This is a genomic window from Thioalkalivibrio sp. ALJ15 (assembly GCF_000383695.1).
GTDB lineage: Bacteria > Pseudomonadota > Gammaproteobacteria > Ectothiorhodospirales > Ectothiorhodospiraceae > Thioalkalivibrio.
Genome location: NZ_KB912059.1, coordinates 164,654 through 186,082 on the forward strand (window position 1 = coordinate 164,654; position 21,429 = coordinate 186,082).

Below are 21,429 nucleotides of genomic sequence, written 5' to 3' on the forward strand. Positions count from 1 at the left end.
CGGGAGTGTAGTTCATATGCGCCGGAACGAGACGTCCGGGCCCATCAGTGATTGAGCCGGGTGCTTTTTTTCGGGGCTTGAGGGAAACGGCGCAGGGCGGGAGGTCCTGCCCCGCGGCCGTCAGCGTGGCCTAGTCGCAGGCGGAACGCTCGGCGGGCAGGTTGCCGCGCACGCAGGCGCTGATCTCGGGTGGGCTCTCGTTGCTGCGCATACGTACGAAGAGGCCATCGATTTCTCCAGCGGCGTTGGTCGGGTAATGGTCGCCCATGTGCATGCCGGCCCCGTGCAGGACCCAGTAGTTGAGCATGTTCGCCTCGCCATGGGGCTGTTCCAGGTAGACCAGGGTGGCGCCGTGGGCCATCTCGGTCACGATCAGCCGCCGGATCCGCTCGCCGGCCTCGAATTCGACATAACCCAGCGCATGGCTGCTGACACTGCCGCCGCGCATGCCCTGCATCTCGGGTGCGTGATTGGTCTGGATCAGTCGGAAGCGACCGTGGGGCTGGCCGTCCCGCATCTCGCCGTCGAAGCGCATAACCATCTTCATGCTGCTGTCCATGGCGGAGGCGGCGTACAGCCGCCGCGCCTCCTCGATGCTGGAGACGGCCGCCGGCTCCATGGCCTGGTGGTTCTGGTACCAGGTCATCCAGAAACTGACGGGCCCGTTGTCGACCGTATCCGGGCAGGCGCCGTCGGCGTGCAGTTCGAAGCGGTCAAAGCCCAGGTCCACCGAGCCGCGTCCCTTGTTGGTGACCAGGGCGCGGGTAAAGATAACCTCGGACGGCGCTTCGAGGTTGGCCATGATGCGGTAGCGATCGTCCCAGGCGCACTGCGTGGCACTGCGACCCGGCAAGGCCTGACGGCTGATCTGCCGCGCCTCGCGCGATCCACGTTCGCTGCGATAGGCGTCCAGCAGCGCCCGGGTGCCGGGTTCCAGCAGGCCCGTGTCGACCGCCTGGATATTACGGTCGAATTGGCGGTCGGCGCCCGGCGTGGCGTGGGCGAGCGAGGTCGTCAGGCCCAGGCTCAGGATCGCGCCCATGGCGAGCATGCGGGCAGGCGTCAGGTGGATTCGCATCAGTGGGTTCTCCGTGGGTTTATTGCCATTGCAGGTCCATGCGTTGCTGCATGCGGTGCCATTCGGCGGTGATGATGTCGCCCGCCACGCGATGGGCGGCGTCCATGCGCGGGCGTGCCTCGGGGTAGAGGAGCATCACGGCCTCGCTGGCGCGGGCGAAGTCGCGCCGGGTGCGGTAGTGCACCATGGTGTGTACCAGCAGGCTGTCGAGGTCGTTGAACGAACGGTCGGCGGACTGGCGGTAGCGCAACATGCGCTCCGGGGTCAGTTCGAGTTGACGGTGGGTTTGCGAGAGCCCGTCGAACAGGGCGAAGAACCCCATGCCCAGCTCGGCGCCCTGGCGCAGGGCGTGATCGCCCAGCTGACGTTGCAGCAGCTCCCCGGCGCCGAACAGCCCGGCATCGTGGTCACGGGCCAGCAAGCCAAAGACGCTGGCGGCAGAGCCGGACGATGCGCTGCGGGGCTGGGCCAGTTCGTGCATCTGCTGGTCAAGCCGCTGGTGGCCGGCGTCCAGCAGGAGTTCCAGCGCCGGGGCGGTGTCGTGGTCCAGGGCTCCGAGTACGCTTCGGCGTTGGCCTTGCGGGAGGCGCTCCAGTTCGCGGAGTACCCCGGCGATGTCCCGCGAGCCGATCTGCAGGCGTTCCAGCTCGCCGCGCACGGCGGCCTCCGGGTCCTCCAGCACCTGCGCAAGCCGCCGGACCTGATGGCCGGCGTGTTCGCCCACCAGTCCACGGCTCCCCAGCTCGCCCAGGATGGCGGTGGCCTGCTCAAGTCCCCCGGCCGAGGTGCGGCCGGGTTCGGTGGCCGCGGCAAGGGCATGGCCGAAGTCCATCGCGGGTATGCCGGACGACCGGCTGGCCTGGTCGAGCATGCCGCCCAGACGATTCGACTGCTGCGCACCATAGGCCATCGCCGCCGTTTGCAGCAGGCGTCCGGCCAGCCCGGAGATGTCGCGCGAGGACTCGCCCAGTGCCTCGTCGACCCACCCGGCCAGCTCTCCGGAGGCGGTATAAGGCGAGAGGTAGAAGCCGGTGTTGTGCGGCAGGGGGGCGGGGGTGACCGCAGACAGGGCTTGTGCGGGCAGCAGCGCAGTCAGCCCGAACAGGCTGAGGCCGGCCAGGGGCCCGAGTCTCGCGAACAAGCCGAACATGCGCGCTGGCATGGGGCGTTTCCCTCCCTGTCGGGTGGTCGCAGCCATTCGGATCCGTTCCGGAATGTTTGCCGCCGATCGCTCGGGATCGCCACCCAAAGGAAAGACTAGGCGAGAGAACCCTCGCGGTCAATGAGGGAATGAAGGGGGGATGGCGGGGCTTCGATGGTCAGGAGCGGCCCGTTGCCCGGATGGATTTGCCTTCCGGGTGTGCGAGGCCTCTCGCAGGCCGGGTCATGTGCGCGGGATCGAGGAGACGGATTCGACGACGTGGCTGGCGCCTTCGCGAATCTCGGCCATGATCTGCTGTACCGACAGGACCTGTTGGCGCCCTTGCTCGGCCACCTGGTTCACGGTGTCGATGCGCTCTGCGATCGCCTGGGTGCTTTGCAGGTTGCCATGAATGACCTCGGCGATCTGACTGGTGGCGTCGCGGGTATCGGACGCGAGCTTGCGGACCTCCTGTGCCACCACGGCAAAGCCGCGCCCTTGCTCTCCGGCACGCGCGGCTTCGATAGCGGCATTGAGGGACAGCATCTTGGTGGTTTCCGCCACGCTGCGGATGGTCTCGATGATCGACTCGATACTGCGCGCCTCGGCATTGAGTCGATCGATCGCCGATTTGGTTTCGGCCACATGCTGGCGGATCTGTTCGGAGTTGGTCGCATTGGCCTCCAGCGAGGCCTCTCCGCGTTGCGCGCCATCCGCGGTTTTCTGGGCCATTTCGCAGGCGATGGCGGAGGCCTCCCGGGTGCGCTCGGCCATGTGCACGCTGGCGGTGATGTCCGTGGCGAACTTGATGACCTTCACGGTATGACCCTGGTCATCGAGAATCGGGTTGTAGGTGGCCTCCAGCCAGATCTCCTCGCCGGAGGACTTGAAACGGCGGAATTTGCCGCTCATGAAGCGCCCGCGGGCGAGGTCTTGCCAGAAATTCGGGTTCTCGCGGTAGAAGGCGTCGTCGCAGAACATCCGGTGGTGCTGGCCCTGAATGTGTTCGAGCGGGTAACCGACGGCCTGCAGGAAGTTGTCGTTGGCCTTGAGGATGGTGCCGTCCGGCGTGAACTCGATGACCGCCTGGGAACGATCCAGCGCCTCGAATACGGCTGCCTGGTCGTGGAGCGTCTCCATCTTGCCGGTCACATTCGATGCGATCTTGACGACCTTGTACACGTCGCCCTGGGCATCGCGTACCGGAAAGTAGGTGGCTTCCAGCCAGATGGTCTCGCCAGCCCGCGTGACCCTGGGGAAGGTGCCGGCGTGGGACTCGCCCGTAGCCAGCTGCCGCCAGAATTGGCGGTATTCCATGGAGCGAACGTAGTCCGGGTCGCAGAACATCCGGTGGTGCTGGCCGATCACATCCTCGCGGGGATGACCGACAGTCTCGAGGAAGTGCGAGTTGGCGTCGAGCACCGTACCGTTCGGCGCAAATTCGATATAGGCGACGGCATCGCGGACGGCCGCGAGTATGGCCGTAGCGTCGTCGCTGGAAACCGCAAGGGGCGCCCCCTGGGTGGGGAACCGGGTGGCATTTGCACACATGGGTACGTCCTGAGCGGTTGATTGATGATGCCCTATTGAACTTCATGTACACGCATTGTACAAGAACTATACACAAAGGGTTTTCGAGGGTGCAGAAATGGAAAAGAAGAACAAGACGACATTGCCGGTGTTGCGAGCGAGCGCATGGGTAGTGCCGCTTCTGGTGGTGTCTGTACTGCTGTTGGCGGGTTGTGCCGCTACTTTCCCGGAGCCCGATGAGGGCCGGGCTTTCGCCGACGGAATGACGGCCCAGGAACTGTTCGACCGGACCATGGCCGCGCACGGAGGGGATCTTCGCGAGTACGACGGGGACCTGAACCAGGCTACGGACGGCGAGTGGGGGCGAATGGTTCAGCGTGTGCAGCCGCTGGTGGCGGATGGTGGCTACCGTGGCCAGGGCGAGGAGCGCTACCGCCCGGCGGACGAGTTGTACGCAGTCCATTACACGGGGCCGGAGGGCACCAAGACGGTGATCCGCCAGCGTGACGAGATTCGCGTGTACTACGACGGCGAGCGGAGCGAGGACGAGGACCGGATTCGTGCCACCGCGATGACGACCGATGCCGGCAAGCTGTTCCACTACGGACCGACCTTCGTGAAACACCGCGCGACCTCAATGACGCGGCTGGCGGATCGCCGCGAGGGCGGCGTGGACTACCGTCGCGTGCTGGCGACCATCCAGCCGGGCTTTGGCAAGGCGGACGAGGATCAGGTGGTGATGTGGATCCACCCCGAAACCGATCGGCTCTATCGGGTGCATATCACCCTGACCGGCTTCGAGCCGACCCGGAATGCCCATGTCGATACGACCTTCCTGGAGTACGAGGAGGTCGGCCCGTATACGCTGCCATCGCGTTTCGAAGAACGCGTGCTTGGGCCGATTCGGCTGTTCGTTCACGAATGGTGGGTGACCAGTCGTGACCAGGACCGTGGCTGGACCGATGACGATGTCCGGGGGCCGGAGTTCTCTGGCGCGGCGGCCCGACCCGCAGGGGAGTAGGCGCGCCGGCCCCCTGATTACTGGAGCAGCCGCAGGAAGGTCTGGGGTAGCGCGTTGGCCTGAACGAGCACGGCGAGCCCGGCCTGTTGCAGGATCTGGGCGCGCACCAGGCGGCTGACCTCGGCCGCGTAATCGGCGTCCAGAATGCGGCTGCGGGCCGCCGCCAGGTTGTCGATGGTGATGCCCAGGTTGGTGATGGTCGACTCGAAGCGGTTCTGGATGGCCCCGAACTGGCTGCGCCGCGCGTTGACCGCATCCAGCGCGGCATCCACACGTGACAGGGCGTCGCTGGCCCCCTGGCGCGAGGTCAGGTCGATATCGTTCAGGCTCCCCCCGGGCTCGGTGGTGGCCGGCAGCCCGAGCGTGGCGAGGGCGGTCTCCCCCGAGATCGTCAGGGTCTCGCGGGCGATCAGGTTGAGCCGGCCGTCGTCGGTCAGGATCGCGCGGCCGGTTGATCCGAGGGCGCGGTCGATCGCGGTCGCCAGTTCCTGGGGGGAGCGATAGGGTCCCGCAGGGATCTCCACCGGGTCGCGCTCGCCCACACGGATGGAGAAATCCTGATCCACCTCCAGCGGATTGCCGGCGAAGGCGGCCTCCAGTTCGCCGGACCAGGCACTGGCAATGTCGCCCACGAAGCGGTTGCGCATGCTGTTGCCGAGGTCGATGGCGAGGGTCTGCCCGGCGTTGGCGCCGATCTGGAAGAACGCGGTGCCCATGGACCCGTCCAGCAGCGAACGGCCGTTAAAGGTTGTCTGGGTCGCGATGCGGTCGTTCTCGGCCAGGAGCTGGCGAACCTCGCGGTCGATGGCGCCGCGGTCCGAGGCCGACAGGGTGGCATTGGCCGCCTGTATCGCCAGCTCGCGGATACGTTGCAGGTTGCCGGTCATGGAGCCCAGGGCGCCCTCGGCGGTCTGGGCCAGCGAGATGCCGTCCTGCGCGTTGCGCATGGCCTGGTTCAGGCCGCGGATCTGGGTTGTGAAGCGTTCGGAGATGGCCAGCCCGGCGGCGTCGTCGCGCGCCGAGTTGATGCGCTGGCCTGAAGACAGGCGCTGGAAGGCCGTCTGCAGGGCGGCCTGCGACTGGCGCAGGTGGCGCTGGGCATTGAGCGACAGGAGGTTGGTGGCAACACTCAACACCTGGGCCATGTTGTCGGGTCTCGCACGCCACAAGGGCGATCCGGCGAAGGGCCGGACTCCGCAGCCGGAATTTCCCGTCTACATTCGCTTAACGGCGGGGTTTGAGGAAACTTTAGGCTTGCAAGGCCACGAAACGATGTACGGCGTGCACATCGGCGCGTGTTTGCTTAGGCTGCGCCGATTGGACTGGATTGGAGAGGGGCATGGCCGATACGCAACCCGAGCGCAGGCAGTCGCTGTTCTGGCGCGCGCTGATCGCGATCCTGCTCGGGGTCGGGCTGGGGATCGTCTGGCTTTATGTCACCGCCCTGCTGGGGCTCGGCGGCGGGATCGACTTTATGCCCGTACCGCTGGCCCGGACCTTCGAGTGGGGTACGCCGCTTTTGCTGGTCGGTGGTGCTGTCGGTTATGTGCTGGGCTGGCGGCGGGTGGCGGCTACGCTGTTCGGGCTGGCGGGGGTGCTGTTGCTGGCGGCCCTGGCCTTCGAGGGTGCTCGCGTGATCCTGCAGGACCCCGAGGCGCGCAGCTACGAGCACCAGATGGCACAAACGGCCAGGGAAGGTGCACTGCAGATCGCCGAGTGCGATAACGGCGAGACGTTACTGGTGCGCGAGGACCGGGTGACCTCGGAGGGGATCGCGGTACTGCAGATCCAGCGCATCCATGCCGATGGGCGCCTGGATCCGGAGCTTCTGGCGACCACGGGCGTGGGTTACACGCCGAGCATTGGCGAGGGCATGCGACCGTATCTGGAAGGTTCGGTCGAATGCGGTCTGGAAGGCTTTTCCAGTGCTGGCGAGGCGCTTGGCCGGCTGGAGGCGTTTATTCAGGAACACCCGCCGCGGCACTCCAGTGCCGTGGCGCCGGTGGAGCCGGAGTAGCTGCATCGGCATTGGGCTGGCGAATGCGGCAGGTCCAGTAGATGCCGTGGAATTCGAGCATGGCGGCTTCGCCCTTGGTCCAGAAGACGATCTGCTCGCCGGGGTTGGCGTAGCGTGCCCCGGAGGCGACCTCGGTCGCCTGTAATACGGCCTTGGAACGGCCAAAGCGCAGCTCGGCCTCATTGTCGCTGAAGCTCGCCATCAGGTTCGGGCCACGATCGCAGCTGTAGGGCACATCGCGTGCCTGTTCGGCGGTCGGGGGCAGGGTGCCGCAGGCGGCGAGTACCAGCGTGGCGTTGATGGCAATCCAGGTTCTCACGCGCCGGTTCTCCCGCGGGTCGAATGGACTTTTCATCATACGCGTAACGGGCTGTCGCACGTGAAGGAACACTGTGACTCCGGGTTCGAACCGTTATAGTGAGAGCCCGGTCCCGTCAGGCGATTACGCTTTGTTTCCTCGCTGGTTTCTGGTTGCCTACCTGCTGTTTGTCTGCGTCCTGGTACCGGTCTATGCGGTCCAGTATGGCTGGCTCAATTTCCTCTGGCTGTCCAATCTCGCGCTGATCGCCGGGTGCGCGGCGGCGTGGCTGGCGAGCCGGCGCCTGGCGAGCATGCTGGCGGTGGGCGTGGTCCTGCTCGAGATGGGGTGGGTGATCGACTTTCTGCTGGGGCTGGTGCTGCTGGGGAACCCGCCCTTCGGCTTTGTCGCCTACATGTTCGATCCGGAGGTTCCGCTCTACCTGCGGCTGTTCTCCCTGTACCACCTGCCGCTTCCGTTGGTGCTGTTGTGGATGGTCTGGCGCCTGGGATACGACCCGGTGGCGGGGCGTTTGTGGATCCTGGTGGGCTGGGCCGTCTTGCTGGTGTCGTACCTGCTGTCGACGCCCGAGGCGAACGTGAACTGGGTTCTAGGGCCCTGGGCCCGTCCGCAGGACCTGGTCCATCCCTATGTGTGGCTGGCGGTCTTGATGGCCGGCTGCGCCCTGGTCTGGTGGTTGAGCCATCGCATGCTTTGGTGGGGCATGGGTCGCTTTGGGCGTGTTCATCCGGATCAGGAGGATACGCGCGATTGATCTGACGCAGTGGGCCTCTGCGCGGGACAGGCGATACTCTCCCGATAACGTTTTCTCGAGGATGTCGCACGCATGACGCTTTTCTGGGTGGCCCTGGTGCCGTTTGTGGTGCTGTTTGTCTGGCTGGTCCCGTTGCGCAGGCCGGCCTACGAGGCCGCGCCACTGGCCTATCTGGCGACACTGGTTATTGCCCTGTGGGTCTGGCAGATGCCGGGGGCCGTGCTGGGCGCGAGCCTGCTGGATGCGGGCGTGGTGTTTGTCGAGGTCATGCTGATTGTGGCCGTCGCGCTGCTGGTGCTGAACGTGATGATCGCAACCGGCCACATGGATGCGATCCAGTCGGTGATCGCCAGCGTGTCGCGCGATCCGCGCGTGCTGGCGATGTTGCTGGGCTGGGGTCTGGTCGGGTTCGTGGAGGGTATCGCCGGGTTCGGGACTCCAGCCGTGCTGGCGGCACCCCTGCTCGTCTATTTCGGCATGAAGCCGCTGAAGGCCGTGGCGATCGCGCTGATCGGCAACAGTACCGCGGTGCCGTTTGGCGCGGCGGGTACGCCGGTGGTGATCGGCTTCGCGGGGCTGGGACTGGACGATGCGGTGGTGCAGGAGGCGGTGGTGCGCACGGCGTTCATCCTCGCGCTGCTGGCCGTGTTCATCACCATTTTCATGACCTGGGTTGCCACGCTGGGGGAGGAGAAGGGGCGTTTTCGCGAGTTTGTGCCATTCGCGGTGCTCTCCGCGCTCGCGTTCGGTATTCCGTACGCCCTGGTCGCCTGGCTGATCGGGCCGGAGTTGCCCTCGATTGTCGGTGGCGTCGTCGCGATGGTGGTCATCTCACTGGCCGCGCACAAAGGTTTTCTGCTGCCATCGAGCCCGCAACACACCGAGACCGAACCCGCCCCGATCAAGCGGGTACTCGTGGCGTTTGTGCCGTTCGCCGTGATGTCGGTGGCCTTGATTGCCTCGCGCACGGTGATGCCGCTGCGCGAGGCCCTGCAATCGGTGCGCTGGTCCCTGGGCGAGTTTCAGGGGGTGGAACTGGGGCAGAGCCTGGCCCCGCTGTACACGCCGTATTTCTACTTTGCCCTGGCGCTGCTGACTGCACTGATCCTTTTTCGCGTCGGGCGCGCCACGCTGGGCGAGGCCGTGGTGGCTACTGGACGCAAGCTGCGGGTAGCCGCGATCGTGCTGATCTTCATCATCGCGCTCACCCAGATCCTGCTGATGTCCGAGCTCAACGCGGCGGGGCTCCCCTCGATGCCGCAGGTACTGGGGCAGGGCCTGGCCGGGTGGTTGGGGGGCACGTTCGTGCTGTTCAGCGGATTTCTGGGGGCGCTGGGGTCGTTCATGACCGGAAGTGCCACGGTCTCCAATCTGCTCTTTGCCCGCCTGCAGGCCGACACCGCGGAAGCAGTGGCATTGTCGCTGCCGTCGATTCTCGCCTTGCAGCTGATCGGCTCAGGCGTGGGCAACATGATCTCGTTGCACAACATCGCAATGGCGGCCGCGGCCTGCGGCCTCCAGGCGCGCGAAGGGCAGGTGGTACGGGAGACGATTGTTCCCGTGGTGGTGGTCTGTCTCGGGGCCGGCTTGCTGGCGCTCGTCTGGTGAAGCTCCGGCCCCCTGGGAAACCGAGAAAGCTCAGGGTCACCAGCACGATTACGACAAAGCCGACGAGCCAGATGATGTGGGTCATCATGAGTAGATGGCCTGACTGGCTGGGTGGGCACACCAGTGAGTCACACGCGGGGGTGGAACGTCTGTGCGTCGCCGAACAGACGCCAGCCAGGTGGTCTGCTTACGCTCGGGTGTTGATTGGCAATGTCGCCGATCAGCGACTGGAGGAGGACGGGGAATGAACTGGGACATCGTTAAAGGAAACTGGAAGCAGTTCAAGGGGAAGGTCAAGGCGCGCTGGGGGAAGCTGACGGACGACGAACTCGACGCCGTGGCTGGCAAGCGGGAAGAGTTGGCAGGCCGCATTCAGGAACGCTATGGCGTGACGAAGGACGAAGCGGAGCAGCAGCTGGCAGAGTTCGAGAAGAAGATCGACCGGGACGAACACTGAGCGAAGCGGCCCGCTGGCGACGCCCCGGGACTGATGCGTTCCGGGACTAGTACTGTGGCGTCGTCGGTTCATCGAGGAGGCGGGCGTATTCTCGAGATACGACCCCGTAGCACTCGCAGCTGTGCTGCTCGAGCCCCGGACGGTCGAGAATGACCAGGCGACCTCGGTGGTAGGTGATCAAGCCCGACTTTTGTAACCGCCCGGCGGCCTCGGTGACGCCTTCTCGGCGAACCCCCAGCATGCTCGCGATGAGTTCATGGGTCATTTTGAGTTCGCGATGTGGTGAGCGATCGTCGCTCAGCAACAGCCAGCGGCAGAGCTGCTGCTCCACCGAGTGGTGTCGATTGCAGGCGGAGGTCTGTGCGATTTGCGTGAACAAGGCCTGCGTGTAGCGAAGCATCAGGCGTTGCAGTTCGCCTGTGCGCGAGAAGGCCTCGCTGATGATGGCGCTGCGGATTCGATAGGCGTGCCCGGCCATGCGTACCGAGGCCCGGGTGGGGGTCGTGTAGCCGCCCATCAACAGCGAGATCCCGACCAGTCCCTCCCGTCCGGCCACCGCGATCTCGCCACACTTGCCGTCTTCCATTACACACATCAAGGCGATGATGGCTTCGGTGGGGAAGTAGACGTAGTGGGTCTCCGACGGGCCCTCGTAAAGGCTGGTGCCGAGTGGCAATAGCACCGGATTCAGGTGTGGCTGGAGATGCTTGTATTCACTGTCCGGCAGGGCCGCGAGCAGTCCATTGTCGAGGGGCGTTCGCCCGGTCGGTCGGGTTAAGGGCACCGGTGCGTCCGTTTGTTGGTCGGGAGCGTTCGACGGTCGGAAAGATTCGGATAATTAATAGTTTAAGGATAGTCCTTCGCGGTGGGCTAAACCCCGTATCCCCGACTGAAATCTTCCAGACTGGCGGACCATTTTCGCGTTAAGGCAGTTGGCGTAGCGACGCCCAACGTTCTGCACTGGCCAGGCCGGCGTAGCGGAAGACCGAGCCCGAGGGAAGAGCAATCCCTCGGGCCGGGTAGTGCGAGCCCTAGTCGCGTTCGTACTCGGGCGCTTCCTTCAGGGTGTCTTCATCCATATCGATGTACAGCTTGACCTCGTCGCCTTCGGTCGTGCGGTCGATCCGGTCCCAGGCGATTGCGATCTCCTTTTCGCCCATACCCAGGACACCGCCGGTGCCGACTACGACGGCGATGATCCGACCGTCCTGATCGATGACGAGGTCATTGATCTCGCCGACTTCCTCGTCGTCAGTCCGGCTGTGGACCTTCTTGTCCATCAGATCGGAGGCATGCAGTCCCTGCGCCGGCATACGGTCGATATGGGGGGCATCATGGCGCTCGTCGGCATCACGCTCTTCCATTGCGTTGCGGTCATTGCCGTTCAGTTCGTGTTCGCCCGCCATGGCGGTGCTCATGCCAAAGGCGAGAACGGGGATCATCGCGGCGGCGAATTTGAGTGAGGTGAGTTTCTTCATGATTCCGCTCCTTGAAGGGGTCGGCGTTAACGCCGGCGGTCAGTGTCAAGCTCATCGTTCGGGCACTCGACCCGCACGATGTATACGCGTCCCCGATCATGTGGCTGGCTGCAATGTCGGTCTGTACGGCGGCCCACAAATCGAGGCAATAACGGCCAGGAGTGCGATGAACGCTGGTTTTTCGCCAGGATGATTCGTGACTGGCCCGACCAGACGCGGTGTGACCCGCAGGTTGTTTCGCCGACGGGGTGCTAGGCTCAGCAGAAGGGCCGGCACGCAAGCGCCAGTCGATCCGAGGGATGCCGATGACGCTCGTCCAGAACCGTGGCTTTCGCAGCCAAGGCTTGCGGCTTGGCTTCGGGGGGCTGTTGTGGCTGTTCCTCTCCGTCCCCGTCTGCGCCAGCCCGCCGCCTTCGTCTCACGCCGGGGTCTTGCTGCAGGACAGTGATATCCAGGCTCGCCAGGCCCCCTGGCGGTTATCGGGGTCCGGTGGACCGGAGGAACGGTGGGGCAGGGAATTGTTTCCGGCCCAGGCGGCCCGGAATTCGTCGGACCGGGCGGATGATCAGAGCGCCAGCCGCGGTGGGGTCAACCGGGACAGACCAAACCTGCCGCGCCGGCAGGCGGTACGCGTCGCAGTCGACCACGCATGGTGGTACCGGATTGCGCTGATCGCAGGCGCTACCTTGCTCCTGGTTAGCCTGCTCCTGCTGCATTACGTGCGGGTCAGTCGCCGTTTGCGTCAGGAGGCCGCTCTGCGCAAGGAGGTCGAGGCAACACTGCGCCAGCAGCAGGAGGAATTGGTGCGTCTGGCCAATACGGACGCCTTGACCGGGGTTTGGAACCGCCAGAAGTTCAAGACCGAGGCGGAACACGAGGTGGCTCGTGCGGAGCGTTACAACCTGCCGCTTTCGTTGATTTTTCTCGATCTCGACTACTTCAAGGAGGTCAACGATCGCTACGGTCACGCGATGGGGGATGCCATCCTGCGGGAGATGTGCCAGCGGTTGCAGGCGTGCCTGCGCGACTCGGACCGTCTCGGCCGGTGGGGCGGCGAGGAGTTCCTGATCCTCGTGCCGCACGCCGACTCGGACCGTGCAGCGTTGCTGGCGGAAAAACTCCGCCAGGCCATTGCGGACCCACCGGCGGCCCATGGCCAGCCGATGTCGATCAGCCTGGGGGTGGTGTCTCGCGAACCCGGAGATTCCCTGGAAGATCTCGTGCGCAAGGCCGATGCGGCGCTCTATCGCGCCAAGGCGCGTGGCCGAAATCGTGTCGAGGTCCACCGCGCGGAGGGCCCCCCAGACGCTTTGTGAGTCAGGTGGCCGTTAGTGGCTCCACGCGTAGCTCCACGCGGCGGTTCAGGGCGCGCCCATGTGACGTTTCATTCTCGGCGATGGGGCGGTCCGGTCCGTAGCCGATCGCAATGATGCGCGCCTCTCCGACGCCATTGTCGTGCAGGTGACGACCGACCGACAGGGCCCGTTGTTCCGACAGGTGCTGGTTGTAACCGCGTGCGCCCGCAGAGTCGGTATGTCCGGCGATCGTCACCAGGCTGGCGTCGTACTCCTCGAGCACCTGCCCCAGGGCATCGAGGGTGGGTATCATGTCCGGGTGAATCTCCGCGCTGTTGGTCTCGAAGGCCTTGGCGCCCGGAAATATCAGGGTGATGATTCGCCCCTCGCGTTCCATTTGCACATCGTATCCCGAAAGCTCCTGGCGCAACCGTGCGGTCAGCACGTCCATATAGAAGCCCACCCGATCCAGGGCGACGGATTCGTGCCCCTCGTCCAGCAGGTGCTGACGACGTGCGTTGACGGCGTCGTCATCGCGCGCCAGATAAACCGCGTTCCGGCTCGTCCCGTAAGCATCGTCCTGATGGGGGGTATCCCGGGCTTGTTCGCCGTTGGCGGCTGCATCTGGTGAACGTTCTCCCTGAGTGGGCATGGCGTTACACCCGGTCAACAACAGTGCCGCGACGATGGCGGCAAGTGTGTTGTGGCGAATAATGGCGTTCACTTCGAGTCCCCGGCTTGTTGGCACCAATCACGGAATGCGCGCGCCGAGAGGGGGCGGCTGAAGCGATAGCCTTGCCCGAATCCGACCCCTTGCTGGCGCAGCCACTCGACCTGATGCCCGGACTCGATGCCTTCGGCGACGATGTTCAGCTTCAGCGAGCGTGCCATCACGATGATATGGCTAATGATGTTGCTGGTCACTGCTTCGTGGCCAATGGCATCGGCAAATGTTTTGTCAATCTTGAGGGTGTCCAGTTCGAAGCTCTCGAGATAAGCCAGGCTGGAGTAACCGGTGCCAAAATCGTCAATCGCGATGCGATGGCCGCGCGCGCGCAAATCCTGGATTCTCCTGCGAACGTCATCCGTGTTGAGCAGCGAGCGCTCGGTGATCTCGAGCTTGATTGCGTGGGCCGGAACCTTGGCCTGTTCAAGCTCGCGCTGGAGGGCTTCGCTAAAGCGGGTGGAGGCCAGATCCTGTCCGGTGATGTTCAGGTTGATCGGGCAATCCGGCCGGTCGCGGAGCTGTGGCCCCAGCTCGTGGAGGACACAGCGCAGGATCGCGAGGGTCAAGTCGGTCCCCTGTTCGGTATCTTCGGCCAGAGGCACGAAGACATCCGGGCCAATAGTTTCCCGGTTATCGCGCCGCCAACGCGCCAGGGCCTCGGCACCCTGACAGGTGCCTGTTTCCAGATCGACGATGGGCTGGAACACCACCTGCAGCTGGTCATGCGCAATCGCCTCGCGCAGCTCCTGAGCCAGGCTGAGCTGGTGGCGGAAGTACCGCAGGATCAGAAACAGCCACAAACCAACGAGTAACAGGCCAAAGGCCCCGGCCCCGGCCAGCGTGGGGAGGTAGCGCTGCCAGAATTGCGCCATCGGCTGCACGGCGATGATGTCGATCGGCAGGATGGTATCGAGCGACGAGCGGCTGACCAGCCGTTGTTCGGCGTGATCCACCGTGAGCCCGGGTTCGAATAACTCGGGATCCGGGACATCGGCCCCCGGGGGATGGGTGATCATGGGCATGGATTCGACCCAGAGCCCGACTTCCTGGTCCTCCAGCAGGCCTGGGTTTACCAGCAGGCGCGGGTCGATGGCCACGTCGTGCTGGCCATAGCGCATCAGGAAGAGCTCTACGCCGCCGATCGCCGTCGTGGGGCCGGGCCACCAGGCCACCAGTCCGCTGTCGTAGATGCGGCTGGCCTGGGGGGGAGTGAGGGCATCGCCCTGGACAAAACCGGCGCCGCATTCGCGTTCCACTGCCCGCCAGTAACCGACGGCGCGAATATGCGGCCGCGAAATCGCGGCTTCCTGCAACTGGTTCAGGTGCTGCGGCGAGCAGGGGGTCACATCGAGGGCATTGAGCTCGTCGAGCAGGTCGCGCGCGTCGAGGATCGCCTGCTCGGTTTGCTGGCCGAGCTTTTGTGCGAGTTCGTCCAGACGCTGTTCCTCCGCGACCACGGACCCTTGCCAGAGATACCAGCCCAGGAGAAACAGCGGCAGCAGGAGCCCCAGGACGGTTACGCCAAAGACGGCAAACAGCAGCTTGTCGCGCCGTGTAGCCATGGCGTTCCATCCTCCGTAACTCCCGAATAGACGGGATTTCAAGAGTGTAGCATGGGGTTATTGGGATCCTGCCGCATCCGGGAGGATGGTGAGAAGGATGGCCACACCGTGAGGAATCACGATGAACGAAAAGGTCACTGTGAGGGAAAAATCAGGGTCATCACTGAGCCAGCACGAAGGGGTGTCGGTGGCCTGCGACTGTTGCTCCTGCGAGGCGGAGCCCTATTGGTGGGAGGTTGCCGCGGAAATGGGGATCGATCCGCAGTCGGACAAGCCGGACCGGGCGGCAAGTGCCGCCCGGCCGGGAGGTGATTACTCGACCTCGACGGAGCCTTCGGCCCCACCTTCGGCGCCGGCTTCGGCACCGCCGTCGTCGCCTTCGGCTTCACCGCCAGCACCGGCCCCGGCACCTGCATCGGCGCCCATGCCGCCACGGGCATCGTCGTCCTGACGGACGTCACCGCTGGCGCCGGCATCGCCGCTCGCGCCAGCACCACCCTCGGCACCCGGGGCCTGGCCTTCGGCCGCCGCACCGCCGGCGGTCCCGCCACTGGCTTCGCCGCCCATTTCGGAGCCGCCGGCGGCTCCACCGCTGGCTTCGGCACCGGTCTCGGCAGCACCTTCGGCTGCCGCACCCAGGTTTTGCGCCTGTGCGGTGGCGAGACCACCCAGGGCGAACATCGAGGCCAGGGCAAAGGCAATTGCAGTCTTGCGATAGCTATACATCAGTACAACCTCCTGTTTCGGATTGAGGAACGGTCATTCCGTGCCTCGCGACCGACCGATCGGCCATCGGCTCGTGTCGGTCTGCGTGTACAGGTCTAGCTCCCCCGGGCAGGGGGACGAAAGGGAATGGACGGGAAGGTGCGAACGCCTTCACTGCGCCGAGGGGAGGAATCGAACCTCGGTCAAACTATTTCCCGGTATGGTCAGTCGGTCGCGCTGGATTCGCAATGGCCAACGGAGCCTGCCGCGCAAATGCGCCCATCAATCCAGATGGCGCGGTCCAGTCGAGCCCCTTCAAGCCGGGCGTCGGTCAGATCCGCGCCGGCAAGGTCGGCGTGGCGCAGATCCGCATCTTCCAGGCGGGTGCTCCGGAGTCGAGCGCTCCGCAGGTCGGCACCAGTTAATTGGGCGCGTGAGAGATCGGCCCCGTCCAGGCGGGCTCGGTCGAGGTTTGCGTAGCGCAAATCGGCATCCGCGAGTTGCGCGCGCTCCAGCCGTGCGGCGCTCAGGCGGGTGTCATACAGGCTGGCACCGGCCAGGTCAGCTCCGCGCAGCGCAGCCCCGGACTTGTTGCAGTAGTTCCAGTTCACCGAGGGTCCGGGTGGCGCATCGCAATCCGGTGCCGGCGTGATTTCCTGTTGCTGTGCGAACCAGACCAGCAGGGCCGTGGCAAGGAAAAGCGCAACGCCAGACAGGATCCAGGGGCGCGGACCCTGTACCCATTGGCGCCAGGGAAATGGCGTACGGTCGAGCAGGGCGGCCCATAGCTGGCGATGGTTCAACGTCTCCAGGTTCTCGGGACAGCGGCGGTCGCCCTTGCGCTGGTCGCGGTAGAACGAATCCGAGGCATGCGAACGACGTTCCCGCAGGCGTTCGTCCTCGCGCAGCCGGGCGCGCTCCAGGCGTTCCTTGCCACCCGGGGTGTTGGCCAGACGCACTTCCTCGGGAATCAGGTGGGGACGTTCGGCGATCGGCACCCAGAATTCCCGGTCCTGGCTGATCTCGTCCTGTTCGTTCAGGCGCCCAAGGATGAGGAACCGGCCGATCTGGCGAGCCGGGTAGGGCCCGCAGACGCCATCCGGGCGGCGCAGAAACCAGCGCTCGTGGCGCACGGCCTCGGACGAGGAGGGGGGCGGGTCCGTCGCCTCGCGGGTTGTTTCCGATGGATCGGAAGGCTGCGTGGTCACTGGCGGGTCCCCTGATCACGCGTGACGGCGTCGCCGGGTCGCCAGTCCTTCAGGTGCTGGCGCAGCTCGGCGGCGCTTGGCTGGGCAGCCTCCAGGATCAGGTGAATGCGGTTGAAATGGAGCAGTTGCGCGCCACCGGTATCGGGTGCCAGATAAAGGTCCGGTTGTTCGCGCCGGATCATTTCGCGGATCAGCGATTTCTGCATGATGCTGAAGGTCTTGAACAGGAGGTCGGTCAGCCCGGGGAGTGGCTGGTTGGCGACGTTCCATGCGCCGGATACGTCGACCGCGATCACGATATCGACCTTGTCCCGGAGGAGGTCGTATGGCAATGGATTGGAGGCCCCGCCGTCGATCAGTAACCGGCCGTCGTCCGACGGTACGGGTGCGAACAGGCCGGGCACCGCCATGCTGGCCGCAATCGCCGGAAAGAGCTCACCTTCCTGGAGCGTGACCGTCTGGCTGGTCCAGTAGTCGGTCGCTACCACCGTCAGCGGGATGCGCAGTTCGTCGAAGCTGCGGGTCGGGGTGTGCGTTGCGAGAAAGCGCAGGAAGGTATCGGCGTCCAGCAGGGCGTTGCGGCCCAGGCGCAGGGGGATCAGTTCGAACAGCTCGAGATCGGATCGGGCCAGGCGCGAGAGGGCGTCCATCTCTGAACCGGCGAAGTCGTCAAAGATGTCGAGGATCTCCTCCGCGCTGAGGCCGGCGGCATACAGGCCGCCGATGATCGCGCCAATACTGGTCCCCGCGATATAGTCCGGCTGCAGGCCGAGCTCATCGAAGGCCTGCAGTATCGCGATGTGGGCCAGGCCACCCGCACCGCCGGAGCCCAGGGCCAGACCAATGGTGGGACGCGTATCGCTCGTTGGTTCCGCGTCGCCGGCGTTCGCCGGCATGGCCACCCACGTCAGCAGCAGCGTCAGGGCCAGCAGCAGGAGCGGGCCAGGACGCGTCTTCGAGATGCGACGCTGGAGGGGCTTGATCGCGAACACGCGGATGCTCCGGCAGATACTGTTCGCAGTATAGCGGTCGGTGTCGCATGGCGCGGCTTGCTACCCTGAATGTCCTGCACATCCACCCGCATGGCAGATGAATCCGCAACCAACCCCCAATCTCGGTGTGTCGCAGTGTTTGCTCGGCGAACCCGTTCGCTACGACGGTGGACATCGGCGGGAGGCCTTTGTGGTCGAACGGCTGGCACGCCATGTCACCTGGGTACCCGTCTGTCCGGAGGCGGTGCTGGGCACGCCGCGCGAGCCGATGCACCTGGTTCGTGAAGGCGGACGCCTGGCGCTGCGCGGGAACGAAACGGGTGGGGACTGCACAGGCCCCGTCCAGGACTTTGTTCAAGACCGTGTGCCAGTCCTCGCGGCGGCCGGACTGGATGGCTACATATTCAAGGCACGATCACCCAGTTGCGGGCTGCAGGTTCGGGTGGCGAACGAGGCCGAGCCCGCTGCGGGCCTGTTCGCCACCGCACTGACCGATGCGCTACCCGACCTGCCCGTCGTCGAGGAGGCCGGGCTGGCCGGTCCGGATGCTCGCGAGGCCTTTCTCGAGCGCATCTTTGCGCATGCGCGGGTTCGCGAGCTGTTTGCCGCGCGGTGGACCCTGGGAGACCTCATGCGTTTCCATACGCGCGAGAAGATGCTGCTGCTCGCCCATGACCGGGTCGGCTACGATCAGTTGGGGCGTTTTGTTGCACAAGCCGCTGGGCAGCCGCGGGACGAGGTCGCGCCGGGATACACGCGGCGGTTTATGGGGGTGCTGGCAAGACCCGTGTCGGTCGGCCAACATGTGAATGTGCTGCAGCATATGGCCGGGCACTTTCGCGATCGCCTGGACCCATCCCGCTCGACGGCCCTGCATGAAGCGATCGACGCCTGCCGCCGCGGCGAGTGTCCGCCACGGCATGTCTACGCGCGAATCCGTGCCCTGGCAGAAGAGCTGGATGTCCAGTGGGTGCGCGAGCAAAGCATCCTCAACCCGTTTCCCCAGGAACTCCTGACCGAAGACATTCATGACTGACGTCGCTGCAACCCCGATCATCGTTCGCCTGGCCCCGGAGATTCATCTGAAGTCGCCCAGCACCCGGCGCCATTTCACGCGGGTCCTGCGGCGGAACCTCAAGCGGGCTCTGATCGGCATCCCGCATGATCTGCGTACCCAGCAGGGCCGGCTGGTGCTCTATACACCGAAGCCCGAGGCGGGCCAGTCGATCCTGCGCAAGGCCTTCGGGGTCAGCACCTTTTCGCCGGTCGAGGCGGTGCTCAAAGAGGTCTCGGTGGAACGCCTTTGCGAGGTCGTGGGCGCCCGTTTCACGGAGGCGGTGCGCGGGCGCCGGTATGCCGTTCGCTGCAAGCGCCATGGCCGCAAGGATATCTCGGCGACCGAGGTCGAGCGCCGGGTGGGTGCAGTCCTGGATGGGCCCGGTCGCGTCGACCTGGACAACCCCGAGGTCGTCGTCCGGATCGATCTCGACCGCGAACAGGCCTGGATTTACTCCAGGCGCGAGCAGGGGGGTGGGGGATTGCCCCTGGGCGTGCAGGGGCGCGCCATGGTCCTGATCTCGGGCGGGTTCGATTCGGCAGTGGCGGCCTGGTACATCATGCGCCGCGGGACCGCCGTGGATTTCGTATTCTGCAACGTTGGTGGGTCCGTGCACGAGGAGATGGTGCTCGCGGTCTGTCGCCGTCTGGTCAGCGACTGGGGCGCGGGCATTCGCCCCAGGATGTTCAGTGTCGACTTTTCCGGCGTGGTCGACGACCTGCGCGCGAAGGTGCCCGGCGATGCCTGGCAGATCGTGCTGAAACGGCTGATGTATCGGGCCGCCGAGCCGATCGCGCGTGAGCGTGGCGCGGAGGCGCTGGTGACCGGCGAGGCGCTCAGTCAGGTCTCGTCTCAGACCCTGTCCAACCTGGAAACCATCGATGCGGTAACCGATCTGCCTGTATTGCGGCCACTGATCGGCTTCGACAAGACCGAGATCATGAATCGTGCGCGCGCGATCGGCACGTTCGAGGTGTGCGAGAAGGTCCCCGAGTTTTGCGCAATCGCGAATCAGCGGCCGATGGTGACCAGCAAGCGCGCACACATCGAAAGGCTGGAAGCCGCGCTCAGTGACGGCTGCCTGGACCGCGCCGTTGCCGAGGCCCGGATGCATGACCTGGGGGCGCCGGCCCCATCCGCGGATCGCACGAGCCCGCTACTGGTCGAGCATATCCCCGCGGCGGCGGAGATCATCGATTGTCAGCCGCCCGATCTGTATCGGCACTGGCACCTGCCGGGCGCGGTGAATCACCCGGCCGATGAACTCGCGGCGTGCTTCGAGCAGTTCCCGCGCGACCGCGCGTACGTGCTCTACTGTTTTCGTGGTACGCAGTCCGCGGTACTGGCCGAGCGCATGCGTGCTGCGGGCTATGATGCGCGGGCTTTCGCGGGCGATGTGAGCAGGCTTCGCCGGCAGTGGGACAGGCAGCCCGTGACTGAGGTGGATGCCTGAGCGCTCTCGTCAGTGGTCTGTTGGAGTGACGAGGACACGCCCGCGGATCTGACCGGCCAGCAGCGCCTCCGCGCGCTCCGGGAGCTGTGACAGGCCGATCTCTTCCGCCAGGCACCGCTTGAGCGTCTCCGGCGAGAGGAGGCGGCCGATCCGTTGCCAGACCCGTTCGCGGTCGGTCGCGGGATATTGCACAGAATCGATGCCCTGCAGCCGAATGCCGCGCAGCAGGAACGGGATGACTGTGGTCGTCAGCCCCGCCCCGCCCGCGAGTCCGCAGGCGGCGACGATGCCGCGGGCCTGGGTCTCGGCGAGTGCATGGGCCAGGGTATCGCCACCCACGCTGTCGATCACGCCCGCCCAGCGTTCGGAAAGCAGCGGGCGGTCGGGCCGCTCGGCAAGCTCGCCTCGGGGCACGATCGACCGGGCGCCCAGGGCCTCCAGGTGCCTGGCGTTTTCCGGCCGGCCGGTGGCGGCCACAACGCGATAGCCCAGCGCGGCAAGGAGTGCGATCGCCAGATTGCCCACGCCGCCGGACGCGCCCGTGACCAGGATCTCTCCGGTCCCGGGGGTGATCTCGCCGTGTTCCAGGGCCTCGATCGCCAGCATGGCGGTAAACCCGGCCGTGCCCACGATCATCGCGCCACGCGCATCCAGCGTGTCCGGCATCGGGGTCAGCCAGTCCCCGTGGACCCGGGCGTATTCCGCGAAGCCGCCCCAGTAGCGTTCGCCGACGTGCCAGCCGGTCAGCAGGACGTGATCCCCGGGTCGGTAGCGGGCATCGCTGGATTCCGTCACGGTGCCCGCCAGGTCGATGCCCGGCACATGGGGATACTCCCGCACCAGGCGACCCAGTCCGTTGAGGATCATTGCGTCCTTGTAGTTCAGCCCCGAGTGTTCAACGGCGACCAGTACTTCCCCTGCCGGGAGGTCGGCCGGGTTCAGGGTGGATACCTCGGCGATCGGTCGAGGATCGCCCTCTTGCAGCAGCAATGCGTTGAATGTGTCGTTTGGGGCCATGGGGGGGGAA

Annotated in this window: 21 protein-coding genes; 8 read left to right on the forward strand and 13 right to left on the reverse strand. The window is 65.5% G+C overall.

Features of this window, described 5'->3' with window-relative positions; translation table 11 throughout:
• Positions 1-130: 130 nt before the first annotated feature.
• The 3 genes from G015_RS0110020 to G015_RS0110030 form a co-directional block, all read right to left on the reverse strand.
• Positions 131-1,078, reverse strand: coding sequence for a hypothetical protein (locus G015_RS0110020; RefSeq protein ID WP_018139292.1), 948 nt, complete (start codon positions 1,076-1,078; stop codon positions 131-133).
• Between the two features lie 19 nt (positions 1,079-1,097).
• Complete coding sequence (locus G015_RS0110025) at positions 1,098-2,240, reverse strand: hypothetical protein (RefSeq protein ID WP_018139293.1); 1,143 nt, start codon at positions 2,238-2,240, stop codon at positions 1,098-1,100.
• Positions 2,241-2,462: 222 nt separating this feature from the next.
• The gene (locus G015_RS0110030; RefSeq protein ID WP_018993829.1) at positions 2,463-3,770 is read right to left on the reverse strand and encodes a PAS domain-containing methyl-accepting chemotaxis protein; all 1,308 of its coding nucleotides are present in this window, start codon (positions 3,768-3,770) and stop codon (positions 2,463-2,465) included.
• A 241-nt stretch (positions 3,771-4,011) separates the two neighbouring features.
• Between G015_RS0110030 and G015_RS0110035 the strand changes: the two genes are divergently transcribed.
• Complete coding sequence (locus G015_RS0110035; RefSeq protein WP_018139295.1) at positions 4,012-4,770, forward strand: hypothetical protein; 759 nt, start codon at positions 4,012-4,014, stop codon at positions 4,768-4,770.
• A gap of 17 nt (positions 4,771-4,787) precedes the next feature.
• Here G015_RS0110035 and G015_RS0110040 read toward each other — a convergent pair whose 3' ends face one another.
• A complete protein-coding gene (locus G015_RS0110040) occupies positions 4,788-5,915 on the reverse strand; it encodes a flagellin (RefSeq protein WP_020146641.1) in 1,128 nt (375 codons plus the stop codon).
• Positions 5,916-6,109: 194 nt separating this feature from the next.
• On the opposite strand from G015_RS0110040, the gene G015_RS0110045 reads away from it, so the two are divergent.
• Positions 6,110-6,787 carry a hypothetical protein gene (locus tag G015_RS0110045; RefSeq protein WP_020146642.1) on the forward strand — a complete coding sequence of 226 codons (678 nt, stop codon included), beginning with the start codon at positions 6,110-6,112 and terminating at the stop codon, positions 6,785-6,787.
• Here G015_RS0110045 and G015_RS0110050 read toward each other — a convergent pair.
• Positions 6,729-7,106, reverse strand: coding sequence for an MliC family protein (locus G015_RS0110050; protein WP_020146643.1), 378 nt, complete (start codon positions 7,104-7,106; stop codon positions 6,729-6,731). The genes G015_RS0110045 and G015_RS0110050 overlap by 59 nt on opposite strands.
• Positions 7,107-7,236: 130 nt before the next feature.
• On the opposite strand from G015_RS0110050, the gene G015_RS0110055 reads away from it, so the two are divergent.
• From G015_RS0110055 to G015_RS0110070, 3 genes are all read left to right on the forward strand, one after another.
• Positions 7,237-7,860, forward strand: a complete 624-nt coding sequence (locus G015_RS0110055; protein WP_018994908.1) for a hypothetical protein — start codon at positions 7,237-7,239, stop codon at positions 7,858-7,860.
• 72 nt (positions 7,861-7,932) lie between these two features.
• The gene (locus G015_RS0110060) at positions 7,933-9,468 is read left to right on the forward strand and encodes an L-lactate permease (protein WP_018174199.1); all 1,536 of its coding nucleotides are present in this window, start codon (positions 7,933-7,935) and stop codon (positions 9,466-9,468) included.
• Between the two features lie 244 nt (positions 9,469-9,712).
• On the forward strand, positions 9,713-9,925 hold the full coding sequence (locus G015_RS0110070) for a CsbD family protein (RefSeq protein WP_018139301.1): 213 nt from the start codon (positions 9,713-9,715) through the stop codon (positions 9,923-9,925).
• 46 nt (positions 9,926-9,971) lie between these two features.
• Here the strand turns inward: G015_RS0110070 and G015_RS0110075 are convergent, their stop codons facing one another.
• Both G015_RS0110075 and G015_RS0110080 read right to left on the reverse strand, forming a co-directional pair.
• Positions 9,972-10,709 carry a Crp/Fnr family transcriptional regulator gene (locus G015_RS0110075; RefSeq protein WP_018139302.1) on the reverse strand — a complete coding sequence of 246 codons (738 nt, stop codon included), beginning with the start codon at positions 10,707-10,709 and terminating at the stop codon, positions 9,972-9,974.
• 247 nt (positions 10,710-10,956) lie between these two features.
• The gene (locus G015_RS0110080) at positions 10,957-11,403 is read right to left on the reverse strand and encodes a PRC-barrel domain-containing protein (RefSeq protein ID WP_018994909.1); all 447 of its coding nucleotides are present in this window, start codon (positions 11,401-11,403) and stop codon (positions 10,957-10,959) included.
• 518 nt (positions 11,404-11,921) lie between these two features.
• Between G015_RS0110080 and G015_RS0110085 the strand changes: the two genes are divergently transcribed.
• Positions 11,922-12,719 carry a GGDEF domain-containing protein gene (locus G015_RS0110085; RefSeq protein ID WP_018993834.1) on the forward strand — a complete coding sequence of 266 codons (798 nt, stop codon included), beginning with the start codon at positions 11,922-11,924 and terminating at the stop codon, positions 12,717-12,719.
• Between the two features lies 1 nt (position 12,720).
• Here G015_RS0110085 and G015_RS0110090 read toward each other — a convergent pair whose 3' ends face one another.
• The 5 genes from G015_RS0110090 to G015_RS0110110 all read right to left on the reverse strand — a co-directional run bounded on the left by G015_RS0110090 (position 12,721) and on the right by G015_RS0110110 (position 17,892).
• On the reverse strand, positions 12,721-13,422 hold the full coding sequence (locus G015_RS0110090) for an OmpA family protein (RefSeq protein ID WP_018993835.1): 702 nt from the start codon (positions 13,420-13,422) through the stop codon (positions 12,721-12,723).
• Positions 13,419-14,987, reverse strand: coding sequence for an EAL domain-containing protein (locus G015_RS0110095; protein WP_018174203.1), 1,569 nt, complete (start codon positions 14,985-14,987; stop codon positions 13,419-13,421). The genes G015_RS0110090 and G015_RS0110095 overlap by 4 nt, the downstream gene beginning before the upstream one ends.
• 312 nt (positions 14,988-15,299) lie before the next feature.
• Positions 15,300-15,713, reverse strand: coding sequence for a hypothetical protein (locus G015_RS0110100; protein ID WP_018139307.1), 414 nt, complete (start codon positions 15,711-15,713; stop codon positions 15,300-15,302).
• Between the two features lie 203 nt (positions 15,714-15,916).
• The gene (locus G015_RS0110105; RefSeq protein WP_020146645.1) at positions 15,917-16,900 is read right to left on the reverse strand and encodes a pentapeptide repeat-containing protein; all 984 of its coding nucleotides are present in this window, start codon (positions 16,898-16,900) and stop codon (positions 15,917-15,919) included.
• On the reverse strand, positions 16,897-17,892 hold the full coding sequence (locus G015_RS0110110; protein WP_018174205.1) for a patatin-like phospholipase family protein: 996 nt from the start codon (positions 17,890-17,892) through the stop codon (positions 16,897-16,899). Before G015_RS0110110 ends, G015_RS0110105 begins: the two co-directional genes overlap by 4 nt.
• Positions 17,893-17,989: 97 nt before the next feature.
• Between G015_RS0110110 and G015_RS0110115 the strand changes: the two genes are divergently transcribed.
• Together G015_RS0110115 and thiI are read left to right on the forward strand one after the other, a co-directional pair.
• A complete protein-coding gene (locus tag G015_RS0110115; protein WP_018862897.1) occupies positions 17,990-18,928 on the forward strand; it encodes a DUF523 and DUF1722 domain-containing protein in 939 nt (312 codons plus the stop codon).
• Positions 18,921-20,402 (forward strand): tRNA uracil 4-sulfurtransferase ThiI, encoded by a 1,482-nt coding sequence (thiI, locus tag G015_RS0110120; protein WP_020146646.1) that lies wholly within the window; start codon positions 18,921-18,923, stop codon positions 20,400-20,402. The genes G015_RS0110115 and thiI overlap by 8 nt, the downstream gene beginning before the upstream one ends.
• 9 nt (positions 20,403-20,411) lie before the next feature.
• Here thiI and G015_RS0110125 read toward each other — a convergent pair whose 3' ends face one another.
• The gene (locus G015_RS0110125; protein WP_018993839.1) at positions 20,412-21,419 is read right to left on the reverse strand and encodes an MDR family oxidoreductase; all 1,008 of its coding nucleotides are present in this window, start codon (positions 21,417-21,419) and stop codon (positions 20,412-20,414) included.
• Positions 21,420-21,429 lie beyond the last annotated feature (10 nt).

Coding starts and splice junctions, on each gene's coding strand:
- G015_RS0110020 (WP_018139292.1), bottom strand. CDS start 1,078: ATGCGAATCCACCTGACGCCTGCCCGCATGCTCGCCATGGGCGCGATC.
- G015_RS0110025 (WP_018139293.1), bottom strand. CDS start 2,240: ATGCCAGCGCGCATGTTCGGCTTGTTCGCGAGACTCGGGCCCCTGGCC.
- G015_RS0110030 (WP_018993829.1), bottom strand. CDS start 3,770: ATGTGTGCAAATGCCACCCGGTTCCCCACCCAGGGGGCGCCCCTTGCG.
- G015_RS0110035 (WP_018139295.1), top strand. CDS start 4,012: ATGACGGCCCAGGAACTGTTCGACCGGACCATGGCCGCGCACGGAGGG.
- G015_RS0110040 (WP_020146641.1), bottom strand. CDS start 5,915: ATGGCCCAGGTGTTGAGTGTTGCCACCAACCTCCTGTCGCTCAATGCC.
- G015_RS0110045 (WP_020146642.1), top strand. CDS start 6,110: ATGGCCGATACGCAACCCGAGCGCAGGCAGTCGCTGTTCTGGCGCGCG.
- G015_RS0110060 (WP_018174199.1), top strand. CDS start 7,933: ATGACGCTTTTCTGGGTGGCCCTGGTGCCGTTTGTGGTGCTGTTTGTC.
- G015_RS0110070 (WP_018139301.1), top strand. CDS start 9,713: ATGAACTGGGACATCGTTAAAGGAAACTGGAAGCAGTTCAAGGGGAAG.
- G015_RS0110080 (WP_018994909.1), bottom strand. CDS start 11,403: ATGAAGAAACTCACCTCACTCAAATTCGCCGCCGCGATGATCCCCGTT.
- G015_RS0110095 (WP_018174203.1), bottom strand. CDS start 14,987: ATGGCTACACGGCGCGACAAGCTGCTGTTTGCCGTCTTTGGCGTAACC.
- G015_RS0110100 (WP_018139307.1), bottom strand. CDS start 15,713: ATGTATAGCTATCGCAAGACTGCAATTGCCTTTGCCCTGGCCTCGATG.
- G015_RS0110115 (WP_018862897.1), top strand. CDS start 17,990: ATGAATCCGCAACCAACCCCCAATCTCGGTGTGTCGCAGTGTTTGCTC.
- thiI (WP_020146646.1), top strand. CDS start 18,921: ATGACTGACGTCGCTGCAACCCCGATCATCGTTCGCCTGGCCCCGGAG.
- G015_RS0110125 (WP_018993839.1), bottom strand. CDS start 21,419: ATGGCCCCAAACGACACATTCAACGCATTGCTGCTGCAAGAGGGCGAT.